The organism is Moraxella nasibovis, assembly GCF_029581575.1.
GTDB classification, from domain to species: domain Bacteria; phylum Pseudomonadota; class Gammaproteobacteria; order Pseudomonadales; family Moraxellaceae; genus Moraxella; species Moraxella nasibovis.
This window is the reverse complement of record NZ_CP089975.1, coordinates 259,530-284,669: the sequence shown is the minus strand read 5'-3', so window position 1 is coordinate 284,669 and position 25,140 is coordinate 259,530. Positions and strand designations below refer to the sequence as shown.

The window sequence follows — 25,140 nt, the reverse complement described above, 5'->3', positions numbered from 1 at the left end:
AGAAAAAAAGCCCACCAATCATGATGAGCTTTTTTGTTTGATCAGCTGTCTTGACCCAATTCGTCAGCAAACGCCTTGGCAAAGCTGTCTTCGGTTGGCAAATTGTCGCTTGGTGCAAGCAAATCATCCACCAAATTGATCTCATCGCTCACGCTGGCTTCTTCAGCCATTTGTGCTTTACGCTTGCGATTTTGATGATATGCCAAGCCAGTACCTGCTGGAATCAAGCGACCAACCACGACATTCTCTTTTAGACCAGTCAAGTCATCCACTTTGCCCATCGTTGCTGCTGCTGTCAAGACACGAGTGGTCTCTTGGAACGATGCTGCCGAGATGAAACTTTCGGTCGCCAAAGATGCCTTGGTGATACCTAATAGCTGACGCTCAAACTGCACTGGGAACTTATTGTTCGCCACCAGCTCTTCGTTCAACGCACGAATCTTGGTGTACTCCGCTTGGTCGCCTTTAAAGTAGTTAGAATCACCACCATCAATGATTTCTACTTTGCGTAGCATTTGACGCACGATGACCTCAATGTGCTTATCGTTAATCTTAACGCCTTGCAAGCGATAAACCTCTTGTACTTCGTTTACGATGTAGTTGGCAAGTGCGGTTTCGCCTTTGAGACGCAAGATGTCGTGTGGGTTTTGTGGGCCGTCAGACACCACCTCGCCACGCTCAACCGTTTCGCCTTCAAACACGTTGATTTGACGCCATTTTGGAATCAGCTCTTCGTGGACATTGCCATCTTCATCAGTGATGATAAAGCGGTTTTTGCCTTTGGTTTCTTTACCAAAGCTCACCACACCGCTCATCTCCGCCATGATGGCATGATCTTTTGGACGGCGAGCTTCGAACAGGTCAGCAACTCGTGGCAGACCACCGGTAATATCTTTGGTACCAGAAGTGGCTTGTGGCACACGACCCAGCACCGAACCTGCAGTTACCTGCTCGCCTTCTGATACACGGATCACTGTCTCAGCAGGTAGGAAGTACACCACTTCTTTGCCATCTGTGGTATCCAAGATGATCGCAGGACGCAAGTCTTTGGCGATGCTTGGACGGTCTTTACTTGCCAAGATTTCAAACGAGCTAACACCTGTGGTCTCGTCCATTTTCATGGTCGCTGTCATACCATCGGTGATGTCGCTAAAACGAGCGGTACCCGCAAATTCAGTGATGATTGGGTGGGTGTGCGGATCCCACTTGGCAATGACATCGCCAGCATTCACTTCTGCACCATCACGCAACAGGACATTCGAACCATAAGGCACTTTATAACGCTCACGCTCACGACCTTGGCTATCCGCCACGCCAATCTCTGCCGAACGAGATACCACCACCAGATGACCATCGGCGTGTTCTACGGTTTTCATGTTGTGGAAACGAACCGTACCGTTGCTACCCACAGACACGCTATTATCTACCGCTGCTGCACTTGCCGCACCACCCACGTGGAAAGTACGCATCGTCAGCTGAGTACCTGGCTCACCGATTGACTGTGCCGCCATAACGCCCACAGATTCGCCGATATTAACCAGATGACCACGAGCCAAATCACGACCATAGCACTTAGCACACACGCCATGACCTGATTCACAAGTAATGACCGAACGCACATACACTTCGTCAATCGCATTAGCATCTAGTTTTTCCACCAAACGCTCATCAATCAGCGTGCCAGCAGGTGCAATCATCTCACCATCAGCCGTTACCACATCTTTGGCGGTAACACGACCAAGCACACGGTCGCCTAGGCGTTCTACAATTTCGCCACCATCAATCACAGGCGTCATACGCTGACCTGCTTCGGTGCCACAATCGTCCATCGTGATGACCAAATCTTGTGCCACATCGACCAGACGACGAGTCAAGTAACCAGAGTTCGCGGTTTTCAAGGCGGTATCGGCAAGACCCTTACGAGCACCGTGCGTTGAAATAAAGTACTGCAAAACGGTCAGACCTTCACGGAAGTTCGCCTTAATTGGTGTTTCAATGATCGAGCCGTCTGGTTTTGCCATCAGACCACGCATACCTGCAAGCTGACGAATCTGAGTAGCGCTACCACGAGCACCAGAGTCTGCCATCATATAGATGGAGTTGAATGATTTTTCACGCTCAACTTCGCCATCAGCATTGACCACTTCGTCAGTAGACAAGTTTTCCATCATTGCATTGGCGATTTTGTCGGAAGTACGAGACCAAATATCAACAACTTTGTTATAACGCTCACCGGCGGTTACAAAGCCTTGCTCAAATTGTTGCTCAATCTCACGCACTTCTGAATCGGCTGCGTCCATGATTTCTTTTTTGGTTGGTGGAATCACCATGTCTTCCATACCAATTGAAATGCCCGACAAAGTCGCTTGGGCAAAACCTAGATACATCAAGTGGTCAGCGAACAATACCGATTCTTTCACGCCAAGTTTGCGATAGCATGAGTTTAACAGACCAGAGATGTTCTTTTTGGTCATCTCTTTGTTACACTCGCTAAACGCCATACCTTCAGGCATGATATTCCAAATCAATAGACGACCTGCGACAGTTTCTTTGATTTCGGTTTTGGTGGTTTTTTCGCCAGTTTTTTCATCAATGATGGTTTCGGTAACACGCACTTTGATTTTGGCATTGACGCTCAAATCGTCCGAGCCAATCGCACGCAAGGCTTCGTTGACGGTACTAAATACCATGTTCTCGCCTTTGGCATTGACATGGCTACGGCTGATGTAGTACAAGCCCAAAACAACGTCTTGCGATGGTACGATGATCGGCTCGCCGTTCGCTGGCGACAAGATGTTGTTGGTAGACATCATCAAAGCACGAGCTTCTAGCTGAGCTTCCAAGGTCAATGGCACATGCACCGCCATTTGGTCACCGTCAAAGTCAGCGTTAAATGCCGCACAGACCAGCGGGTGTAGCTGAATCGCTTTACCTTCAATCAATACAGGTTCAAATGCTTGCAGACCCAAACGGTGCAAAGTTGGCGCACGGTTTAGTAGCACAGGGTGTTCACGAATGACGCTTGCCAACATATCCCAAACGGCTGGCTCTTCACGCTCTACCATTTTCTTGGCGGCTTTAATCGTCTGAGCGATGTTGTTTTGTAGTAGCTTGGCATAAGTAAATGGCTTGAACAGCTCAAGTGCCATTTTCTTAGGCAGACCGCACTGATGCAGACGCAAAGTCGGACCTACCACGATCACCGAACGACCAGAGTAATCGACACGCTTACCCAAAAGGTTTTGACGGAAACGACCTTGCTTACCTTTAATCATGTCAGCCAAAGATTTTAGCGGACGCTTGTTCGAGCCTGTGATTGCACGACCACGGCGACCGTTGTCTAACAGAGCATCTACCGCTTCTTGCAGCATACGCTTTTCGTTACGCACGATGATGTCAGGAGCGTTCAATTCCAGCAAACGCTTTAGACGGTTGTTACGGTTGATGACACGGCGGTACAAATCGTTTAGGTCAGAAGTCGCAAAACGACCACCTTCTAGCGGTACCAGCGGACGCAAATCTGGTGGCAATACTGGCAATACCGTCATCACCATCCATTCAGGCTTGTTGCCAGAATCACGGAACGACTCAAGCAGCTGCAAGCGTTTTGCCATCTTTTTTAGCTTGGTTTCTGAGCTGGTTTGTGGAATTGACGCACGCAATTCATCAATCTCACCATCAACATCGATGTCTTTTAATAGGTCTTGAACCGCTTCTGCACCCATTTTGGCAACAAATTCATCGCCATACTGTTCAAGAGCAGTAAAGTACTCTTCATCATCAAGCAATTGGTATTTTTCAAGACCAGTCATGCCAGGGTCGGTTACGATGTAGCTTTCAAAATACAGCACGCGTTCGATGTCACGCAAAGTGATGTCAAGCAAAAGACCGATGCGGCTTGGCAGTGATTTTAAGAACCAAATGTGAGCCACAGGGCTGGCAAGCTCAATATGACCCATACGATCACGGCGAACTTTGGCAGCAGTTACTTCTACGCCACATTTTTCACAGATGATGCCTTGGAACTTGCGGCGTTTGTATTTACCACACAGACACTCAAAGTCTTTGACAGGGCCAAAGATTTTGGCACAAAACAGACCATCACGCTCAGGCTTAAAGGTGCGGTAGTTGATGGTTTCTGGTTTTTTAACTTCGCCGTGCGACCATGATTTGATGGTGTCAGGGCTTGCCAAAGAAATCTGAATGCTGTCAAATTCTTTGATGCCGTTATCGGCAGGGCCTTTCATGATGTCTAATAAATCTTTCAAAAGGATTCTCCGTTATCTTCGTCAATTCGGTCATCTGGGCGAGCGTATCGCCCAGATTGGTATTTGGTGGTTGGGTTTTGACTTATTTTTTCTTTTCTTTTAAGTCAATGTTAATACCCAACGAGCGAATCTCTTTGGTCAATACATTGAACGATTCAGGCATACCTGGGTTCATGTATTGTTCGCCATCAACGATGTTCTTATACATGCGGGTACGACCTTCCACATCGTCCGACTTGACGGTGAGCATTTCTTGTAGGGTGTAAGTTGCACCATACGCTTCCAATGCCCAGACTTCCATCTCACCGAAACGCTGACCACCGAACTGAGCTTTACCGCCAAGTGGTTGCTGAGTAACAAGACTGTACGAACCAGTCGAACGGGCGTGCATCTTGTCATCAACCAAGTGGTTCAACTTAAGCATATACATATAGCCCACGGTTACAGGACGGTCAAACTTCTTGCCCGTGCGTCCATCATACAGCGTTTGCTGACCTGACTTGTCAAGACCAGCAAGCTCTAAAAGCTCTTTGATTTGTGTTTCTTTGGCACCATCAAAGACCGCCGTACCCATTGGCACGCCCTTACGCAAGTTTTCTGACATTGCCAAGATGTCGTCATCTGACAAGCTGTCCAGATCCACTTGCTCACCGCCAACCTTGTTATAAATCTTATCCAAGAATTCACGCAACTCGCTGACTGCCGCTTGAGCACGCATCATTTCGTTAATCTTGTCGCCCAGACCACGAGCCGCCATACCAAGGTGCGTCTCTAGTACCTGACCGATATTCATACGAGATGGTACGCCCAGCGGGTTTAGTACGATATCAACAGGGTTGCCGTTTTCGTCATAAGGCATGTCTTCTACAGGCATGATGCGAGAGACGACACCCTTGTTACCGTGACGACCTGCCATCTTATCACCTGGCTGGATACGGCGTTTGACCGCAAGATACACCTTAACGATTTTTTGTACGCCGTGCGCCAAGTCATCCCCTTGGGTCAGTTTGCGTTTTTTCTCGGCAAATTTATTGTCAATTTCTTTTTGCTTATCGCTTAGATATTCAGCGATTTGACTTAGACGCTCAGACACTTCTTCTTGGGCAGGCTGAATGTCAAGCAAGCTCTCTAGTGGCAAGCTCTCCATATCAGCAGTGCTTAGCACTGTACCTGCCTTAAAGCCAGCACCACCGCTGATGGTCTTGCCATCCAGCAAATGCACAATACGGCTACGAGCAGCTGCTTCAAAGATGTTTAGCTCTTCTTTTAAGTCTTTGCGATAGCTGTCTAGCATCGCTTTTTCAATCGCCTTGGCACGGCTGTCTTTTTCTAGACCATCACGGGTAAAGACTTGTACATCAATGACCGTACCCTTAGTAGATGATGGCACACGAAGTGAAGTATCTTTCACATCGGCAGCTTTTTCACCAAAAATCGCACGCAGAAGTTTTTCTTCTGGGGTCAGCTGACTTTCGCCTTTTGGCGTAACTTTACCCACCAAAATATCGCCTGCATCTACTTCGGCACCGATATATACGATACCTGCTTCGTCAAGGTTTGCAAGGGCTGCTTCACCGACATTTGGAATATCGCCTGTGATTTCCTCAGGACCAAGCTTAGTATCACGAGCCACACAAGTCAGCTCTTGAATGTGAATGGTGGTAAAGCGGTCTTCTTGTACCACTCGTTCAGACAGCAAAATCGAGTCTTCGAAGTTATAGCCATTCCACGGCATGAAAGCCACACGCATATTTTGACCCAGAGCAAGCTCGCCAAGGTCAGTGGATGGACCGTCCGCCAAAATGTCGCCACGAGCGATCACATCGCCTTCATTGACAATGATACGCTGGTTGATACAAGTGTTTTGGTTTGAGCGGGTGTATTTGATCAAGTTATAAATATCAATACCTGCTTCGCCTGCGGTCATTTCATCTTCATTGACACGCACGATCACACGGCTGGCATCCACTTCTTCAATGACGCCGCCACGCTTGGCAACCACACACACGCCACTGTCACGAGCCACATGGCGCTCCATACCTGTACCCACAAGCGGTTTATCAGAACGCAAGGTAGGTACTGCTTGGCGTTGCATGTTCGCACCCATCAAGGCACGGTTGGCGTCGTCGTGTTCTAGGAATGGGATGAGCGATGCCGCCACTGAGACAACTTGGCGTGGCGATACATCCATATGGGTAACTTTATCCACACCCATACGCACCGATTCGCCTTGATAACGCACCATGACCATCTCTTCGGTCAGCTCGCCATTTTCATTCATTGGCGAATCCGCCTGTGCAATCACCGAACCCACTTCCTCAATGGCACTCATGTACTCAATGTCGTCAGTTACTTTACCATCAATGACACGGCGATAAGGCGTCTCCAAGAAACCAAAGTTGTTGGTCTTGGCAAATACCGCCAAATAGTTGATCAAACCAATGTTTGGACCTTCAGGCGTTTCAATCGGACACACACGGCCGTAGTGCGTATTATGTACATCTCGCACTTCAAAGCCTGCACGCTCACGAGTCAGACCACCTGGACCAAGTGCCGAAACACGGCGTTTGTGCGTGATTTCTGACAATGGGTTGTTTTGGTCCATGAACTGCGAAAGCTGTGATGAACCGAAAAATTCTTTAATCGCTGCCGCTACAGGTTTTGAGTTAATCAAATCTTGTGGCGATAGGCTGTCAGATTCAGCCACAGTCAGACGCTCTTTGACCGCACGCTCCACACGAGCCAGACCAATACGGAATTGGTTTTCGGTCATCTCGCCCACCGAACGAATACGGCGGTTACCCAAGTGGTCAATGTCATCCACTTCGCCACGACCGTTACGAATCTCAATCAGCTCTTTTAGCACATCCACGATGTCTTGATTTGACAATACGCCCTGCTCACGCTGTACATCAATGTCGTCCGTCTCAATGAATTCACGACCCAAACGGCGGTTGAACTTCATACGACCAACATTGGACAAATCATAACGCTCTTGGCTAAAGAACATTTGCTCAAAGAGTTTTTCAGCAGTCTCTAAGGTTGGTGGCTCACCTGGACGCATGACTTTATAAATTTCAATCAACGCTTCTTCACGAGTCATCACAGTGTCTGCACGCAAAGTATCGGCAATGTACGCACCGTGATCAATGTCGTTGGTGAATAGAATCTTAAAGCCTTTGATGTTTTTATCGGCAATTTTTACCAAAAGATCATGGTCAATCAGCGTGTTGGCACGAGCGATCACTTCATCATGATAAACGATGTCTTCGGCCAAAATACGCTCATACAGATATTCATCAGGCACTGCAAGTTTGGTCATGCCAGACGCCACGATTTCTTTGATACGGCGCGCATTGATACGCTTGCCCTGCTCAACGATGACCTTGCCTTCTGGCGATACGATGTCAAACTGTGCCATCTCGCCTTGCAGACGCTCAGCCACCAACGCCACTTCAAACGACTCATCGCCTTTATACACTTCAATGGTTTCAAAGAAAGTATTCAAAATGTCGGCAGTATCCATGCCGATGGCACGCAAAATGATGGTCGCAAGCAATTTACGGCGGCGGTCAATACGGGCATACACTAGGTCTTTGACATCAAATTCAAAGTCCAGCCACGAACCACGGTAAGGAATGATGCGAGCATTATAAAGCACCTTACCGCTTGAATGCGATTTGCCCTTGTCATGGTCAAAGAACACACCCGGCGAACGGTGCAACTGCGATACGATCACACGCTCTGTACCGTTGATGATGAAAGTACCGTTTTCGGTCATCAGTGGAATTTCGCCCATGAACACGCTTTGTTCACGGATGTCTTTGATGGCAGCCTTGCTGTCCTTATCTTTGCTATCTTTGTCTTTTAGCACCAGACGGATTTTTACACGAAGTGGCGCTGCAAAGGTGGAGCCACGCATGATGCACTCACGCTCATCAAACTCAGGCTCGCCCAAATAATATTCAACAAACTGCAACTCAGCGTTGCCAGAATGACTGATGATTGGGAAAATTGATGAAAAAGCCGCTTGCAAACCAATGTTCGCACGCTCTTTTGGTTTTTTATGCTCTTGCAAAAACTGCTCGTAAGAATCCACTTGGATCGCCAGCAAATACGGCACATCCATGACGTCTGGAAGTCTAGAAAAACTTTTACGAATGCGTTTCTTTTCGGTATAAGAATAAGCCATTAAGATTCCTTACGTTAATTTGGAAAAGCCCATTGCATAAACAAGAGCCAACCTTCAAAAATAAAAACTGCCAAATTTAGTCTTGGGTCTGGGCGGCTGTCAAACGCCCAAAAACCTACTCAAAAACAACACACCACAAAGATACGCCCCTATTGCATATCAAACACACAAACACGACAAAACGCCAAATACCAAGTCGGCATTTAGCTACATCTTTGGTTAATGATCAATAATGTCGTTTTGCATAGGGTGTGTTTGTCCTTTTTCGGTAGTGATCAACCAATTGACAAGGTTGGATAATCACAAAAGGTCAAATACTGAATTATAATAAAAAAAAGCCAATAATGCAAGAGAAAATTGTCTTTTTAGTGTGATTTTATGGTAAATTCGATTCAAAGCCAAACAAATTTTTTCCGCTCAAAGTGAGCTTGTCGAACCATGACGGAAAATCGTTACCCGCAGGCATAGCTCAGGGCGAACGGTTTTGTGTACAGTCTTGATGCGAATTAAGTATAATAAAATAGGCAATAAAAAGCCAACATTGCAAAGGCAACATTGGCTTTTGAACATAATTTTAGCAAATCATCAGGCAGCTAGTGCCATCTGATGTGTTAAATTATTTAAGTTCAACGGTAGCGCCAGCTTCTTCAAGCTTCTTCTTAAGCTCTTCAGCTTCAGCTTTAGATGCGCCTTCTTTAACAGTTTGTGGAGCGCCTTCAACCAGGTCTTTAGCTTCTTTTAGACCTAGACCAGTTACTTCACGAACTACTTTAATAACAGCTACTTTCTTGTCGCCGCCGTTAGTTAGTACAACATTGAAGTCGTCTTTTTCTTCAGCTGCTGCTGCTTCGCCGCCAGCTGCTGGAGCTGCTGCTAGTGCTGCAGCAGATACGCCGAATTTTTCTTCCATCGCAGAGATAAGCTCAACGATTTCCATGACTGATTTTTCTGCGATTGCGTCTAGGATTTGTTCATTAGTTAGTGACATAGCAATTATTCCTATGAAATAAAATGGTAAATTGAATAAAACGGATAATTTTTATAAAATGTGAAAAAATTAAGCCGCTTCTGCTTGCAATTTGTCGCGAAGTGCAGCCAAAGTACGCGCAAGTTTGCCCGCTGCTGCTTCTTTCATCGTACCCATCAAGCGAGCGATCGCTTCTTCGTAAGTAGGTAGTGTTGCAAGTTTATCGATTGATTTAGCGTCAATAAATTCGCCTTCAAAAGCTGCGCCTTTGATCTCGAACTTGTCGTTGCCCTTGGCAAATTCTTTGAACAAGCGTGCTGCTGCACCTGGGTGTTCATTTGAAAATGCAATCAAAGTAGGACCAACGAATACATCGTTCATGCAAGCAAAATTTGTGTCTTCTAGGGCACGGCGTAATAGAGTATTACGCACGATACGCATATCAACACCTGCTGCACGAGCCGCTTTACGAAGTTCGGTCATCTGTGCTACTGTTACGCCACGAGAGTCGGCAACAACAGCAGAGAGCGCACCTTTGGCAGCTTCATTTACTTCAGCAACAATTGCTTGTTTGTCTTGAAGGTTTAGTGCCATGGGTTGTCTCCATATTTATTATTTGCAAGGCAAATAATAAGCAAGTTTCACAAATCCGACTGGATTTGCACCAAAATACGGCGACTTATCGTCTTTCCGTCTGCGTAGGCTTATGATTTTATTCATAATTTAGGTGATTGCTTGAGAACAATCAATCACACCTACGGTCTTAGACAGCACAACCCGCTGTGCTGAACTAAAAATTTTTATATCACACCAGTCAATCACGGGAGACTGGCACAATAATCGAACTATTATAAGCGAAAAACCATAAAAATCAAGCATTATCTTGTTTTTAGGTTTTTCGCCATTGGCTAATAGTGAAAATTATTTGTTCGCACGGTGCGGAACTGGATCGATAGTGATGCCAGGACCCATGGTGCTAGACAGTGTAATTTTCTTGATGTAGATGCCTTTAGAAGTCGCAGGCTTAGCACGCTTCAAATCGTTCAATAGCGCAGTTGCGTTTTGCTCGATTTGCTCGCCAGTAAAACCAACTTGACCGATTGATGCGTGGATGATACCTGCTTTATCAACACGGTATTGAGCCTGACCAGCTTTGGTGTTTTTAACAGCAGTCGCAACATCAGCAGTTACTGTGCCAACTTTTGGGTTTGGCATAAGACCGCGTGGACCTAGGATAGTACCTAGCTGACCTACGATACGCATGGCGTCTGGTGATGCGATCACCACATCAAAATCCATGTTGCCAGCTTTGATGCTCTCTGCTAGGTCTTCAAAACCTACAACATCTGCACCAGCTTCTTTGGCAGCGTCAGCAGCCGCACCTTGAGCAAATACCGCAACACGCTTAGTTTTGCCAGTACCCGCAGGTAGGTTGGTAGCACCACGAACCACTTGGTCAGATTTACGCGGATCAACGCCTAGGTTGATGGCGATGTCGATAGACTCTTTGAATTTTGCCGCTGGCAAGTCATTCAAAATCGCAACCGCTTCTTCGATGGTGTATAGCTTGTCGCCATCTACACGATCTTTAATAAGCTTTTGACGCTTAGTTAGCTTAGCCATTACACACCCTCCACATTTAGACCCATTGAACGAGCGGTACCTGCGATGGTACGGATGCCCGCTTCAAGTTCAGCAGCGGTTAGGTCTGCTTCTTTGGTTTTTACGATTTCTTCAAGTTGCGCACGAGTCACAGTACCTACTTTATCTTTGTTAGGTACGCTAGAACCTTTGGCGATGCCAGCTGCTTTACGCAGTAGGACTGCCGCAGGTGGCGACTTCATGATGAAAGTGAAAGATTTGTCATTAAATACGGTGATGACAACTGGAATCGGCAGACCTGGTTCAAAGTTTGCAGATGCAGCGTTGAACTCTTTACAGAACGCCATGATGTTCACACCTTTTTGACCCAATGCAGGACCAATCGGTGGTGATGGGTTTGCCTTACCAGCAGGCACTTGTAGCTTGATGTAGCCATCAATCTTCTTTGCCATGAGAATGTCTCCAATGGTGGGTAATAACGCTAAAAATTAGCTCCCCAAGGTTAAGAATTAAATCAAATATTTAATTCAACGAAAAGCCCCAAGCAAGGCTTAGAGCTAAAAAATCTATTATATCAAAATCAGCTGAGCTTTTCAACTTTTGTAAATTCAAGCTCAACTTCGGTTGGGCGGTTAAAGACACTGACTGTCAAATGCAGCTTAGACTTGTCATAATCCACTTTTTTCACCAAGCCTTTGAAGTCAGTGAATGGTCCATCGATGACCAATACTTCTTCACCTGGCTCAAACATGGTCTTCGGACGAGGTGTGTCGCCACCTTTTTGAATACGGTTCAAAATACGATCTGCCTCAGCCTTGGTAATCGGCGCAGGATTTTCTGGCGTACCACCAATAAAACCTGTGATGTTTGGGCAGCTGCGAACGATGTGCCAAGTATCCTCAGTCATCTCCATGTTGATCAACACATAGCCAGGAAACAACTTATGCTCAACCGTGCGCTTTTTGCCTTCACGCATCTCAATCACTTCTTCGGTAGGCACAAGGACATCACCGAAAGAATCGGCAAATTCGCTACGCTTGATACGCTCAATCAAAGAGCGCTGAACTTGTTTTTCATAACCAGAAAATGCTTGGATAATATACCAGCGCATCGCATCACCTTCAAATTAATTAAGAACAAAGCCAATAATTTTATTAAAAATATTATCCAATAGCCAAATCACCACACCAAAGATGATCATCATCAAAATGGTTTGCCATGTATAGCGGATGGTCTCATCTTTGCTGGGCCAAGTCACTCGGCGCAGCTCAATGCCAGCATCTTTTAGCAAGGTCTTAAAAGCACGACCTTGGTTGGTCAATGCCAAACATATGATGGCAAAAATCACCAAGCCTATGGTGGTGGCAAGCTGCACCCACACATCATTTGCTGTCGCCCAGTATCTTGGCAAGTACTGAGGCACCAAGGTGGCGGCAATCAGTGCAGCGATGGCAAGCAGCCAGAGCAGATAATCTTTAGCAGAGCGAGTCTTGGCAACTTCGACCACATTTTCTTTAGAAACAGTAACCGATTTTTTTTGCCGAGCTGAGCCATTTGACGCCACAGTTTCAGCTTGTGAATCAAAATTATCTTTATTAGCGCTCATGCAGAAATTTGCCTTGGAGTGACCAATTTTTTATAAAATTAAAAGAATGGTGTGGAAAATATAAGATGGCAGGCGATGAGGGACTCGAACCCCCAACCCTCGGTTTTGGAGACCGATGCTCTACCAATTGAGCCAATCGCCTAAGGTGTTAAGGACTGCTATTATAACAGGTTTTTTTCAAAACACAACCCCCAACCCCTTATTTTTTCAACTCAACCAAACAAAAACCCCACAAGCTTTCACTTGCAGGGTTTTGTTTGGCAGTTTGCCTTGTTTTGGGCTAGGGATTAGCCTTTAACATTAGCAACAACACCAGCACCTACGGTACGGCCACCTTCACGGATAGCGAAGCGTAGACCTTTGTCCATAGCGATTGGGTGGATCAGCTCAACACTCATCTCAACGTTGTCGCCTGGCATAACCATTTCAGTACCTTCTTGTAGAGTGATGGCACCAGTTACGTCAGTGGTACGGAAGTAGAACTGTGGACGATAGCCGTTTAGGAATGGCGTGTGACGACCACCTTCTTCTTTTGACAGTACATATACTTCTGCGTCAAATTGAGTGTGTGGGGTGATTGAACCTGGCTTAGCAAGTACTTGACCACGCTGAACTTCTTCACGCTTAGTACCACGAAGTAGAACACCACAGTTCTCGCCAGCACGACCTTCGTCTAGTAGCTTACGGAACATTTCAACACCAGTACAGGTGGTTTTTGCGGTGTCTTTGATACCAACGATTTCAACTTCGTCACCAACTTTGATGATACCTGATTCAACACGACCAGTTACAACAGTACCACGACCAGAGATTGAGAATACATCTTCGATTGGCATTAGGAATGGACGATCGATGTCGCGCTCTGGCTCTGGGATGTAGCTGTCTAGAGTGTCTAGTAGTTCTAGGATGGCAGGCTCACCGTATTGACCTGCGTCACCGTTTAGACCTAGAAGGGCTGAACCTTTGATGATTGGGGTGTCGTCGCCTGGGAAGTCGTAGTCAGATAGAAGTTCACGAACTTCCATTTCAACAAGCTCTAGTAGCTCTTCGTCGTCAACAAGGTCGCACTTGTTCATGAATACCATGATGTAAGGTACGCCTACTTGGCGAGATAGAAGGATGTGCTCACGAGTTTGTGGCATTGGGCCGTCAGTTGCAGCAACAACTAGGATAGCGCCGTCCATCTGTGCAGCACCAGTGATCATGTTTTTAACATAGTCAGCGTGACCTGGGCAGTCAACGTGTGCATAGTGACGGTTAGCAGTGTCATACTCGATGTGAGAAGTGTTAATGGTAATACCACGCGCTTTTTCTTCAGGAGCTGAGTCAATAGCAGCGTAGTCTTTTGCTTCACCGCCGTGGTGCTTAGCAGCAACGGTAGCGATCGCAGCAGTTAGAGTGGTTTTACCGTGGTCAACGTGACCGATGGTACCCACGTTTACGTGTGGTTTATTACGTTCGAACTTGGCTTTGGCCATGGGTATGTCCTCTTGTTGTGAAGCCCAAACCCTAATGGGTAGGCTAGTTATTGTCAAAATGACTCATGGAAAACGACTAATTTTCCATATCTTGCTAATTATAACACAAAATTTAACCATTTAAATAGCCCCATTAAATAGTTTTTTCTCAATCTTATGAAAAATAGGCTATTTTTTATGGTTTTTTAAAACATTTTATGCGTTAAAAACCCTCACAACACAAGTTGTAAGGGCTAAAATATGGAGCTCTTGGCGGGAATTGAACCCGCGACCTCTTCCTTACCAAGGAAGTGCTCTACCCCTGAGCTACAAGAGCGAATAAGTTCTCTAAAATAATGGAGCGGGTGGCGGGAATCGAACCCGCACCATCAGCTTGGAAGGCTGAGGTTCTACCACTAAACTACACCCGCAGGGTAGTAAATATAAGGCAGGAATAATGGTGGTGGGGGAAGGATTCGAACCTTCGAAGCTTTCGCGACAGAGTTACAGTCTGTTGGGTTTGACCGCTCCCCAACCCCACCAAGTGGTACAGGCATGTCTTTTAATGGTTTTTTAAAAGATTAAGCCCATCTACTTGGGCTTGACCTGAAAGGTTTCTTAGGAGTGGTGCCGGCTGCCGGAATCGAACTGGCGACCTACTGATTACAAGTCAGTTGCTCTACCAACTGAGCTAAGCCGGCGGTGTTTCCTAAGTGGTGCGTATAATAGCACAGTTCTGACATTATGCAAGCGTTTTTTATCAAAAAAATTCAATTATTTTGCAAGTTATTGATTTTTATATATTTTTATTATTACCTTAATCAAGATCAGCCCATCGCAGAAAAAAATTTCTCTTGGGTAAGCAAAATGGACACAACCTGTCCATTTTATCATTTACAATTTATTTAACTGGCTTTGTGCGAATGCGATAAGATAAGCTCAAATCCCAACTTTGGGTCAATTTCAAGTGCTTGGCAATACCACACAAACTCAACCACATCAAGTCTGCGATCGCCCTCCTCCACTCTTTGTACATAAGAATGCGGACGAGACAATCGCTCGGCAAGCGAACGCATGGTGAGATTCTTTTGTTTGCGTTGATGTCTAAGCCAGTGGCGTAGCTCAACCATCTCTTTTGAGTAAATACTTTTTGTCATGCACTATTTCTACAATAGATTGACTAAATTACTCAAAATGAGTACAATGATTTGGCTCTTAAAATTACCGATGAGCAAAGATGGCAAATAATAAACATGAAAGACTGGCGGACAGGTTTGCGGACATTTTTATCCGCTTAAATAGCAATGAACGCCTAAGTATCAAGGGATTATCTGAAGAATACGGCGTTTGCACCAAGACAATTCGCCGTGATTTGGCTCGCATGGAATGTTATCTGCCACTTTTGCGTGAGCGTGGCGTTATTTATTTGGACAATCATCGCAAGTTTGATTTGACAGACAAGGAATTTGGCGAATTCATTCAGCTTATCGGCATTCATCATCTCATGCCAAATTTTGACATTAGTCTTTCAAGAGAACTATTAAAGCAAAAATCTGACGGTCTTTTGCACATCAAAGGCTATGAATACGAAAATAGCACCACTTTGCATGATGCCATCAAACTGCTCAAACACGCCATCAAACATCAACAAATCGTGATTTTTGAATACAAAAACAGTATTCGCACTGTCATGTCTTATAAGCTGATCAATCATCGTGGCTGTTGGTATGTGATTGGACTACAAAGCAATAAAGGCAAGGAAATTAAAACCTACCGACTCAGCAAAATCACCCATTTAACGCTGGGCGGACAGCGGTTTGACATTGATGATGACATTAAACAGCAAATTGATGCCAGTGATGGCATTTGGTTTGGCGAGCATCTTACCCCAGTAATCATTCAGGCAGATAATTATGCTAGCGGATATTTTATCCAAAAGCAGATTTTACCTCATCAAAAAATTGTCCAATCGCTCGATGATGGCGGACTGCTGATTCAAAGTAGCGTTTATCAACAAGCACAAATTTTTCCCATGATACGCTCATGGATTCCACACCTAACCATCATAGAGCCAAAAGATTGGCAGGATGAGCTAAATAACCAACTTAAGACATATTTGAACAACCCTCCTACAATATAAAGTCAGCAAACAAAAGAGGGCACTATGCCAATCAATCCAAACAGCTTTCTAGAAAAATTAAATAAAAATGAAAATGCAATCCATGCAGATAAAACAGATAAGACAAATAAAGCAACAAAAATTGAATTTGAACTTAGTAATGCTTTATACCAAATGCACGATTTAATTTTGCCGGCTAAGACCAAATCTGACTTACAGAAAGCGATTGGCTTACGTCAGCATCAAAAAGAAGTTTTTGATGACTGGGGCTTTTCTCAGACACACAAATTTGATAATAAAATGATTATCAATCTTTATGGCGAGCCTGGCACAGGTAAAACCATGTCTGCCCATGCCATTGCTCACGCACTTGGTAGAAAACTAATCTTGGTCAATTATGGCGATATTGAATCCAAATATGTTGGGGAAACCCCAAAAAATATTCAGGCGGCTTTTGAATTTGCCAAAGCCAATAATGCCATCTTATTCTTTGATGAAGCAGATGCAATTTTAAGCCGTCGTGTTACCAACATGACAAGTGCTACCGATACAAGCGTCAATCAAACTCGTTCGGTCATGCTAACTCTGCTCAATGATTATAATGATACAGTTATTTTTGCAACCAACTTCATCAGTAATTACGACCCTGCTTTTATGCGTCGCATCTTAATACACATTGAGTATACACTACCTGATGAGCAGACCAGAGAACATCTGTTTTATAAATACATTCCCAAAGCACTGCCTCACAATATCAATCTATCAGAAATCGTCAAAATCTCCGAGGGGTTAAGTGGCTCGGACATTGCCAATGCCATCTTGCTATCAGCATTTGCTGCAAAGACAGATGGTGCAGACCTAGTAACTCACGACAACCTAAAAGAAAAAATACAATCCATTCAAAATAGCAAGCGTAAAAATACAGGTGTAAAAACAACGGTTAGCACCAAAATCGTCTCAGAAGAATATGTTCAATCTCAATTAAACCAAGGAGAAACTTTATGATTCCTTTTTTGATAGCTGGTGCACTGATTGCAGGTGCTGTCGTTGTATCAGCATTTTGGAAAGAAATTAAATCTTTTATCCAAGCTAGCATTGAACGCATCAAAACGCATTTAATACCGAGTATGATTGTCGGTTTTAAAACTTATCTTGATACAGGAAATGCAACTTACGCAACTGCCAAAGCTTTGCAAAAATTCTTCTCAAAGAACGAACGCGGTAATTGGCAGGAAACCATCGTAACAAGAGAAATTCCCGCAAGCGAAATTCCAGAGGATATTCGCAGAAAAGCGGATAGATCTAACTCATCAGTCATTGATATTACTGATGAAGTTCAAACAGAATTGCATTTGGAGGTGTAGGATGATTAACGAACCAAATAACACAAATCAAGACCCTAACGAATTAGAACAGTTCGCCAAAAAACTAATTTCAAATCATATTTTACCCAGTTTTATCAAAAAGAATCAAAGCTCCATTGCAGATTTTATTTCGTCATTCTCTAAAGGTACTGACAAATTTATTCTACAAGCCGAAAGTGATGAACATATAAATTTTGTTGCAGGTCATGCGATATTGACTTATATTCAAGGTAACGCAATGCAAATTTCTTTTGATTTTTATTTTCAAAATTCGCAAGGCGCTTGGATTAACAAAAAGAGTCAATCAGAGATTTTTAATATTGATGAGTATTTAAACGCTCAAGCACAATCAACTCTGCTAGAACATAAAACACTTAAATTTGATATCGACAAACCTATGAGCTAGCTATGGAAGTTATTATTTTTCTTATTCTGGGATTATTTGTCCTTGCTATTGCATGGGCAATCCTGAAAAACACTTGGTCTTTTATCCTGGTTATTGCTGTCATCTGGGGGATCTCCTGGGTGATACAATACGGACTAAGCTTACTTGGTCTTGATATGCCATTATGGGCAATAGGTATTTTTATATTCTTTACACTGGGCTTTATTGGTCTCAATAAGGAGAAAAAAGTACATAAAGCTGTCATTGAGTATTTTGACACCCATCAAATGGGCGAACTAAATGATATTCGCACCTTTCTTGATAAAAAGTCCATTGAATGTGATGATAAACTTCTCAATGAAATCATGGTAAAATTATTAACAACCAATGAAATCAAAGAGGAGCTACCTAATAAATTATGGTCTTCAACAAAAAAAGAGGGGTTTGCATTTCCAGTTGAAACAGTTCATATTGAAATATAAAATAACTTTTTTTGGAGAGCCAAACAGACCCACTCCCCAAAAAACACCCGTTACCAACCCCTAAACCATAAGCCCACCACACGCCATCTCCACCGCCTTGACGATGGCAAGGGCTTTTTTGTTGGTTTCATCCCATTCTGCCACAGGGTCGGAGTCTGCCACCACGCCTGCCCCTGCTTGGATATGGACTTGCCCGTCTTTGAGTACGGCAGTACGAATGGCAATGGCAGTGTCCATGTTGCCCGCCCAGCCCAGATAGCCCACCGCCCCACCGAACACACTACGGCGAACAGGCTCAACTTCATCAATGATTTGCATGGCTCGGATTTTGGGAGCCCCTGAGAGCGTGCCTGCTGGGAAAGTTGCACAAAAGACATCAAGAGCGTCCTTGTCATCTCGCACCACGCCTTCAACATTACTGGCGATGTGCATGACTTGCGAGTAGCGTTCAATAAACATTTTGTCCGTAACCTTGACCGTGCCAATGTCGCACACTTTGCCAATGTCATTACGCCCCAAATCAATCAGCATCAGATGTTCGGCGATTTCTTTTTGGTCGGACAAAAGCTCTTCTTCCAGTGCCAAATCTTCCGCCAAATCCACGCCCCTTCTGCGAGTGCCTGCCAGTGGTCGCACCGTGACTTTGCGTTCATCGCCCACCGTTTCAATACGAGACAAAATCTCAGGCGACGCCCCAACAATGTGAAACGGCTCATCATCAGCCAGCTCGCCTTGAATCAAAAACAAATACGGCGATGGATTTAAATATCTTAAAGCACGATACACCGCCAATGGATCGCCATCAAATTCGCCCGTCAAGCGCTGAGCAGGCACAACTTGCATGACATCGCCTGCCTTAATATAGTCCTTAATGCGATTGACATCGGTGCAGTATTTGTTTTGCCCTGTGTGCGACACAAAATGTGGCAGGGGCTGTTTTTTGACGCTCAAATCAGGCTTGTGCGAGAGCAGATTTTCAATGATGGTCAAACTTTTTAGGGCTTTTTTGTAGCCGTCTTTGGCATGAGCATCGGCATAAACCACGATGGAGAGCGTGTGTTCCAAATTGTCAAACACCACCACTTGATTGGACAGCGTCAGCCACATATCAGGCAAATTTAAGGGATTGGGGGAATTTGATGTGCCAACAGACGGCTCAATGACTCGTATCATGTCATAGCCAAAATACCCCACCAAACCACCGCTAAACGCTGGCAAATCAGGCAATGTGTCCTGCGTGGGCGTTTTATAATTTGCCATAAATTGACGGATAAATTCAAAAGGATTTTGGTGGTGCGTGGTGATGGTGTCGGTGCGTTTGTCCTTTAAAACCACTTCGCCATCATGGTATTCAATGACAATGTCCGAACCCAACCCAATCATGGAGTATCTCGCCCAGCGTTCGCCCCCCACCACCGATTCAAACAAATACGCAGACGCAAAAAACTGACGCAAATTGGCAAAGACCGATACAGGCGTGGCATCGTCCATTAGGCGTTTTTTGATGAGGGGAATGTGGGTGTAGCCTTGTTCGGCAAGCGTGGTAAATTCGTGTTGTGTGATCATTTTTCCAAATCCATTAAAACAATATCAAATAACAAGCATTCTATCATAAGTCAATCGGTATGAAAAATCCAAGAAAACTCAAAATCAATGAGCCTCGTCCCAATTTTCGCCCACGCCAATCTCCACCAAGAGTGGCACGGCAAAATCCACCGTCCAACCAAGCTCACGGGCGGTGTCGGTTAGCACATTTTGCATTGCCGTTTTGATAAGCTCGCCAATCTCGTCCACCTTGTCGGCATCCACTTCAAACACAAGCTCATCGTGGACTTGGAGCAAAAGTTTGGCGTGGTCTTTGGGCAAAACCTTATCCACGGCAATCATCGCAAGTTTGATAATCTCCGCCGCCGAGCCTTGTAGCGGAGCGTTAATACTGGCTCGCTCCGCTCCTTGTCTTATCATCACATTTGATGAATTGATGTCAGGGGCATAGAGCTTTCGCCCCAAAATGGTGGTAACATAGCCCAGCTCTTTGGCGTGCGTTTTGGTGTTTTCCATATAATCATTGATTAAAGGATAGCGGGCAAAGTAGCGTTTGATGTAGTCTTTGGCGACATCGTTGCCCACGCCAAGCTGTTTGGCAAGCCCAAACACGCCCATACCATAGAGCAGTCCAAAATTCACCGCCTTAGCCGAGCGTCTCTCGTTTGGTGTTACTTCATCAAGCGATTTGCCCATAATCTCGCTGGCGGTGGCGGTGTGAATGTCTAGGTTGTTGTTAAAGGCATGAATCAAACTCTCATCGCCACTAAAATGAGCCATCAGCCGTAGCTCAATTTGCGAATAGTCCGCCGCCAATATCACTCGCCCTTTGGGAGCGACAAACGCCTGACGAATCAGCCGTCCTGTGTCGGTGCGAATCGGAATGTTTTGCAGGTTGGGGTCAGATGACGACAATCGCCCCGTACTCGTCAAAGCCTGATGATAGCTGGTGTGCACCCGCCCGCCCTTGTCGGCAGCCTTGATGAGTGCGTCCGTGTAGGTGCTTTTGAGCTTGGAGAGACTGCGGTGTTCTAGCACCACTTCCACAAGCGGGTGGTCAATCTTGGCAAGGGTCGCCTCCGATGTGGAATATTGCCCTGTTTTGGTTTTTTTACCGCCAGAAATGCCCAATTTGCCAAACAAAATCTCGCCAAGCTGTTTGGGGCTTGCCACATTAAAATTCTCGCCCGCCAATTCAAAGGCTTTTTGTTCCAACTCATAAATTTGATTGTCAAAGACTGCCGACAATTTACCCAAAAATTCAGGCTTAATCAAAATCCCATCATATTCCATTTGAGCCAAAATTTGGGCGGTGGGGATTTCTAATTTGGTCAGTAAGTTTTTGGCATTTGGGTCTTGATTTAAATACTCATCAAACACACTAAACAGCCTAAAGGTGATGTCCGCATCTTCACAAGCATATTGGCTCGCTTTTTCAAGTTCTACTTTGTCAAAGGAAATTTGCTTTGCCCCTTTGCCCGCCACTTCTTCAAACGAGGTGGTCGTTACGCCCAAATAATGGCTTGCCAAATCGTCCATATTATGCCGTGTCGCCACGCTATTTATCACATAGCTTGCCAGCATGGTGTCCATTTGCCAATTAACCAGTTCAATGCCATATTTTTTAAAAATATGACTGTCGTATTTGATGTGCTGACCGATTTTGCCAATGCTCTGATTTTCCAAAATGGGCTTTAATTCATTTAACACAAAATCAAGCTCTAATTGATTGTCTATCAATAAATTAAAATCGCCCGTATGCCCCACAGGAATGTAGTAGCCATTATAATTATCAAGAGAAATGCTAATACCGACCAATTCTGCTTTTTGCCAATTGATGTCGGTGGTCTCGGTATCAATGGCAAAATGGGGGCTGTTTTTTAACTGAGTGATTAAATTTAAAAAGTCGGTTTCATTATCAATGTTGTGATAATGGGTCGGCTTAATCGGTAAAGGTTTAACGCTTAATTCGCCATTTGATAAGTCGTTATTTGATAAATCATTATTTAATGGATTATGTGTTAATTCATCATTGGCAAATAAATCATCGGTAATTGGCATATCGGCTAATTTTAAGAGTGCCGATTGTTCCGCCATTTCTTTTTTAAATTCTAATTCATTAAATAATTGATATAACGCTTTGGCTCGCCCAATGGTTGCAGTTTGGCTGTTGTCCAATTTTAATTCATCAAAAGAAATGGGCAAAGCCAAATTGGTAACAATGGTGGCAAGGGTGCGATTTAGGGGGATTTCGCCTTGATGTTCGGCAATGTTTTTACCCACCACGCCTTTGATGTTGGCAAGATTTGCCAAAATGCCGTCAATGTCGCCATAGTCGGTGAGTAATTTACTGGCGGTTTTTGCCCCCACTTTGGGAATGCCAGCGATGCCGTCAGAGGCATCACCCATGAGAGTGAGATAATCGGCGATTTGGGTGTTGTGTACGCCAAATTTTTCAAATACACCATCTGCATCGGTGATTTTGTCCTTAAAACTGTCTTCTAATATCACACAATCATTGACAAGCTGTGCCATATCCTTGTCGCCTGTGGAAATGACGACAGGGTAGCCATTTTGGCACGCGGTGTGGGCAAGCGTGCCGATGATGTCGTCCGCTTCAAAGCCGTCAATGGTGATAAGTGGTATGCCAAGGCTCTCAATCATCTTATGAATGTAGGGAATCTGCACCCGCAAATCATCGTCCATCGGTGGGCGGTGGGCTTTGTAAGCGTCCGACAGCTCGTGGCGAAAGGTCGGGGCTTTGGTGTCAAAGGCAACCGCCATATGGGTGGGGTTGTATTTTTTGATGAGTTTGTTTAGGGCATTTAGTACGCCACGGGTGGCATTGGTCGGCAAGCCGTCTTTGTTGGAAAGCGGCGGCAAGCCATGAAAACAGCGAAACAGATAATATGAGCCGTCCACCAAAATCACAGGTGGGCGGTTTTTGCCAATGCTTGTGGTGTCAAAGGTGGCAAGGCTTGGAATGTGGGTATAATCGGTTAGGTCGGTCATGGTCATCACAAAAGGTAAAATTTTACCTATTATAACCAAAAAATACTCATCATGGGAAAATCATTCGCCCAAGTTCAAAAACTTTATGCAAATAACGCCATAGTCCACAAAATTGCCACCAAGATAAGCGCAAGCCACTGAGCCGATGAGCCGACATCTTTGGCGATTTTGGCGAGCGGATGAATCTCCATGGAAGTGTGATCCACGGCGGCTTCTAAGGCGGTATTAAAAAATTCCACAATGAGCGACAAAAATGAGCCAACAATCAATATCATCTTAACCGCCACCGCAAAATCTAGCCACAACGCTGCCGCCATCAACGGCAAATGCAGACAAATCAACTGAAAAATGGCAGGCTCTTTGATGGCAACTTTAAAGCCATCTTTAGAGTACGATAGGGTTTTGATGATGCGTTTTAAGCCTTTGGCTTGGTTGAATGCGGACATGGTTTTTCCTGTAGGGTGATTAATTCATTATAGCACCCATTCTTTATTTTTCAATTACTGGTAAATCTGCTAAAATAAACCACTTTTTTAAACATTGATGACTGTATTATGAACCTAATTTCCCAAATCAACCGCCGCCGTACCTTCGCCATCATCAGCCACCCTGACGCAGGTAAGACCACGATGACCGAAAAACTGCTACTTTGGGGGCAGGTGATCCAAAAAGCAGGCGAGGTCAAATCTCGCAAAACCGACAAACACGCCACATCAGACTGGATGAGTATGGAACAGGAACGGGGCATTTCTATTACGACTTCGGTGATGCAGTTTCCTTATGCTGATTGTATGGTGAATTTGCTTGACACCCCTGGACACGCTGACTTCTCGGAAGATACTTACCGCACTTTGACCGCTGTGGACTCTGCACTTATGGTGATTGACGGGGCAAAAGGCGTGGAAGAGCGGACGATTAAGCTGATGGAAGTGTGCCGTATGCGTGATACGCCAATCATCAGTTTTGTCAATAAACTTGACCGTGAAATCAAAAATCCGCTCGAGCTACTGGACGAGATTGAAAGTGTCCTAAAAATCAAATGCATTCCGTTTGCTTACCCCATTGGTATGGGGCAGGATTTTGTGGGGGTGTATCATCTGCTTGAGGATAAGACTTATTTTTATAAAAAAGGCTTTGGCTCGGAGATTGCCGACATTGAAACTCGTGATGGCTACGATCATGCCGACATCAAAGAACGCCTAGGCGAGCTGATGTGGAATGATTTTATTGAAGGTCTTGAACTTGCTCAGATGAGTTTTGAGGATTGGGACGAAGCAGAATTTTTGGCAGGTCGCCAAACGCCTGTGCTGTTTGGTACGGCTTTGGGCAACTTTGGCGTGAATATGATTTTGGACATTTTAACTCGCCACGCCCCAGCACCAAAAGACCACACGGCGGTGGAGCGAGTGGTCCGTGCAGATGAGCCAAATTTCACAGGTTTTGTCTTTAAAATCCAAGCCAATATGGACCCCAAACACCGAGACCGTGTCGCCTTTATGCGAATTTGCTCTGGCAAGTACGAGCGAGGCATGAAAATGAATCATGTGCGTATCGGCAAAGAAGTGCGAGTGTCGGACGCACTGATGTTCCTAGCAGGCGACCGTGAGACGCTAGAAGAGGCGTACGCAGGCGACATCATCGGCTTGCACAATCACGGCACGATTCAGATTGGCGACAGTTTCACCAGTGGCGAAACCTTGAATTTTACAGGCATTCCGCACTTTGCCCCAGAATTATTCCGCCGTGTGGTGCTAAAAGACCCTTTAAAATCCAAGCAACTGCAAAAAGGCTTGCAACAGCTTAGTGAGGAAGGAGCAACGCAAGTCTTTATGCCCCAAATCAATAATGATTTGATTTTGGGAGCGGTGGGCGTGCTACAATTTGAAGTGGTGGCACATCGTTTGCTTGAAGAATATAAAGTGCAATGTAGCTTTGAGCCGATTTCTATCGCTACCGTGCGGTGGGTGCACTCGGATGACAAAGTGGCGTTTGAAAAATTTAAGAAAAAAGCCCACGACCAGCTGTCGGTGGACGGCGGTGGTTATCTGACCTACCTTGCCCCAAGCCGTGTTAATTTGCAATTAATGCAGGAGCGTTATCCTGAGGTGGAGTTCCGTAGCACTCGTGAGCATTGATTTTAG

19 protein-coding genes and 5 tRNA genes are annotated in these 25,140 nt (G+C 45.0%); 6 read left to right on the top strand and 18 right to left on the bottom strand.

Annotated elements, in window-relative coordinates:
• Nucleotides 1-41: 41 nt before the first annotated feature.
• From rpoC to LU290_RS01140, 15 genes are all read right to left on the bottom strand, one after another.
• The gene (gene rpoC, locus LU290_RS01210; protein ID WP_277808762.1) at nt 42-4,268 is read right to left on the bottom strand and encodes a DNA-directed RNA polymerase subunit beta'; all 4,227 of its coding nucleotides are present in this window, start codon (nt 4,266-4,268) and stop codon (nt 42-44) included.
• Nucleotides 4,269-4,350: 82 nt separating this feature from the next.
• A complete protein-coding gene (gene rpoB / locus LU290_RS01205; RefSeq protein ID WP_277808761.1) occupies nt 4,351-8,460 on the bottom strand; it encodes a DNA-directed RNA polymerase subunit beta in 4,110 nt (1,369 codons plus the stop codon).
• Between the two features lie 616 nt (nt 8,461-9,076).
• Nucleotides 9,077-9,448, bottom strand: a complete 372-nt coding sequence (gene rplL / locus LU290_RS01200) for a 50S ribosomal protein L7/L12 (protein ID WP_277808760.1) — start codon at nt 9,446-9,448, stop codon at nt 9,077-9,079.
• Between the two features lie 69 nt (nt 9,449-9,517).
• Nucleotides 9,518-10,021 carry a 50S ribosomal protein L10 gene (gene rplJ / locus LU290_RS01195; RefSeq protein WP_277808759.1) on the bottom strand — a complete coding sequence of 168 codons (504 nt, stop codon included), beginning with the start codon at nt 10,019-10,021 and terminating at the stop codon, nt 9,518-9,520.
• Between the two features lie 327 nt (nt 10,022-10,348).
• Nucleotides 10,349-11,050 carry a 50S ribosomal protein L1 gene (gene rplA / locus LU290_RS01190; RefSeq protein WP_277808758.1) on the bottom strand — a complete coding sequence of 234 codons (702 nt, stop codon included), beginning with the start codon at nt 11,048-11,050 and terminating at the stop codon, nt 10,349-10,351.
• Nucleotides 11,050-11,481 (bottom strand): 50S ribosomal protein L11, encoded by a 432-nt coding sequence (gene rplK, locus LU290_RS01185; protein ID WP_277808757.1) that lies wholly within the window; start codon nt 11,479-11,481, stop codon nt 11,050-11,052. Before rplK ends, rplA begins: the two co-directional genes overlap by 1 nt.
• Nucleotides 11,482-11,609: 128 nt before the next feature.
• The gene (gene nusG / locus LU290_RS01180; RefSeq protein ID WP_277808756.1) at nt 11,610-12,140 is read right to left on the bottom strand and encodes a transcription termination/antitermination protein NusG; all 531 of its coding nucleotides are present in this window, start codon (nt 12,138-12,140) and stop codon (nt 11,610-11,612) included.
• A gap of 15 nt (nt 12,141-12,155) precedes the next feature.
• The gene (secE, locus tag LU290_RS01175; protein WP_277808755.1) at nt 12,156-12,635 is read right to left on the bottom strand and encodes a preprotein translocase subunit SecE; all 480 of its coding nucleotides are present in this window, start codon (nt 12,633-12,635) and stop codon (nt 12,156-12,158) included.
• A gap of 66 nt (nt 12,636-12,701) precedes the next feature.
• A tRNA-Trp gene (locus LU290_RS01170) sits at nt 12,702-12,777 on the bottom strand.
• Nucleotides 12,778-12,922: 145 nt separating this feature from the next.
• Nucleotides 12,923-14,113, bottom strand: coding sequence for an elongation factor Tu (gene tuf, locus LU290_RS01165; RefSeq protein WP_277808322.1), 1,191 nt, complete (start codon nt 14,111-14,113; stop codon nt 12,923-12,925).
• Between the two features lie 241 nt (nt 14,114-14,354).
• Nucleotides 14,355-14,429: transfer RNA gene (locus LU290_RS01160), tRNA-Thr, on the bottom strand.
• Nucleotides 14,430-14,449: 20 nt separating this feature from the next.
• A tRNA-Gly gene (locus LU290_RS01155) sits at nt 14,450-14,523 on the bottom strand.
• Between the two features lie 27 nt (nt 14,524-14,550).
• Nucleotides 14,551-14,634, bottom strand: a tRNA-Tyr gene (locus tag LU290_RS01150).
• Nucleotides 14,635-14,717: 83 nt separating this feature from the next.
• Nucleotides 14,718-14,793, bottom strand: a tRNA-Thr gene (locus LU290_RS01145).
• A 204-nt stretch (nt 14,794-14,997) separates the two neighbouring features.
• Entirely contained in the window at nt 14,998-15,249 is a 252-nt protein-coding gene (locus LU290_RS01140; protein ID WP_277808754.1) for a helix-turn-helix domain-containing protein, read from the bottom strand.
• 80 nt (nt 15,250-15,329) lie between these two features.
• Here LU290_RS01140 and LU290_RS01135 point away from each other — a divergent pair, with 80 nt between their 5' ends.
• From LU290_RS01135 to LU290_RS01115, 5 genes are read left to right on the top strand one after another with little or no spacing between them, the layout of a single operon-like run.
• Nucleotides 15,330-16,232: a helix-turn-helix transcriptional regulator gene (locus tag LU290_RS01135; RefSeq protein WP_277808753.1), complete on the top strand. Its 903-nt coding sequence runs from the start codon at nt 15,330-15,332 to the stop codon at nt 16,230-16,232.
• 24 nt (nt 16,233-16,256) lie between these two features.
• A complete protein-coding gene (locus LU290_RS01130) occupies nt 16,257-17,216 on the top strand; it encodes an ATP-binding protein (RefSeq protein ID WP_277808752.1) in 960 nt (319 codons plus the stop codon).
• The gene (locus LU290_RS01125) at nt 17,213-17,575 is read left to right on the top strand and encodes a hypothetical protein (RefSeq protein ID WP_277808751.1); all 363 of its coding nucleotides are present in this window, start codon (nt 17,213-17,215) and stop codon (nt 17,573-17,575) included. Before LU290_RS01130 ends, LU290_RS01125 begins: the two co-directional genes overlap by 4 nt.
• Nucleotide 17,576: 1 nt before the next feature.
• The gene (locus tag LU290_RS01120) at nt 17,577-17,981 is read left to right on the top strand and encodes a hypothetical protein (protein ID WP_277808750.1); all 405 of its coding nucleotides are present in this window, start codon (nt 17,577-17,579) and stop codon (nt 17,979-17,981) included.
• 2 nt (nt 17,982-17,983) lie between these two features.
• Nucleotides 17,984-18,442: a hypothetical protein gene (locus LU290_RS01115; protein WP_277808749.1), complete on the top strand. Its 459-nt coding sequence runs from the start codon at nt 17,984-17,986 to the stop codon at nt 18,440-18,442.
• Nucleotides 18,443-18,502: 60 nt separating this feature from the next.
• On the opposite strand, the gene trpE is transcribed toward LU290_RS01115, so the two are convergent.
• The 3 genes from trpE to LU290_RS01100 all read right to left on the bottom strand — a co-directional run bounded on the left by trpE (nt 18,503) and on the right by LU290_RS01100 (nt 23,445).
• Nucleotides 18,503-20,008: an anthranilate synthase component I gene (trpE, locus tag LU290_RS01110; protein ID WP_277808748.1), complete on the bottom strand. Its 1,506-nt coding sequence runs from the start codon at nt 20,006-20,008 to the stop codon at nt 18,503-18,505.
• An 84-nt stretch (nt 20,009-20,092) separates the two neighbouring features.
• Nucleotides 20,093-23,005 (bottom strand): DNA polymerase I, encoded by a 2,913-nt coding sequence (gene polA, locus LU290_RS01105; RefSeq protein ID WP_277808747.1) that lies wholly within the window; start codon nt 23,003-23,005, stop codon nt 20,093-20,095.
• Nucleotides 23,006-23,082: 77 nt separating this feature from the next.
• A complete protein-coding gene (locus tag LU290_RS01100; RefSeq protein ID WP_277808746.1) occupies nt 23,083-23,445 on the bottom strand; it encodes a diacylglycerol kinase in 363 nt (120 codons plus the stop codon).
• A gap of 108 nt (nt 23,446-23,553) precedes the next feature.
• Between LU290_RS01100 and LU290_RS01095 the strand changes: the two genes are divergently transcribed.
• Nucleotides 23,554-25,134, top strand: coding sequence for a peptide chain release factor 3 (locus LU290_RS01095; RefSeq protein WP_277808745.1), 1,581 nt, complete (start codon nt 23,554-23,556; stop codon nt 25,132-25,134).
• Nucleotides 25,135-25,140 lie beyond the last annotated feature (6 nt).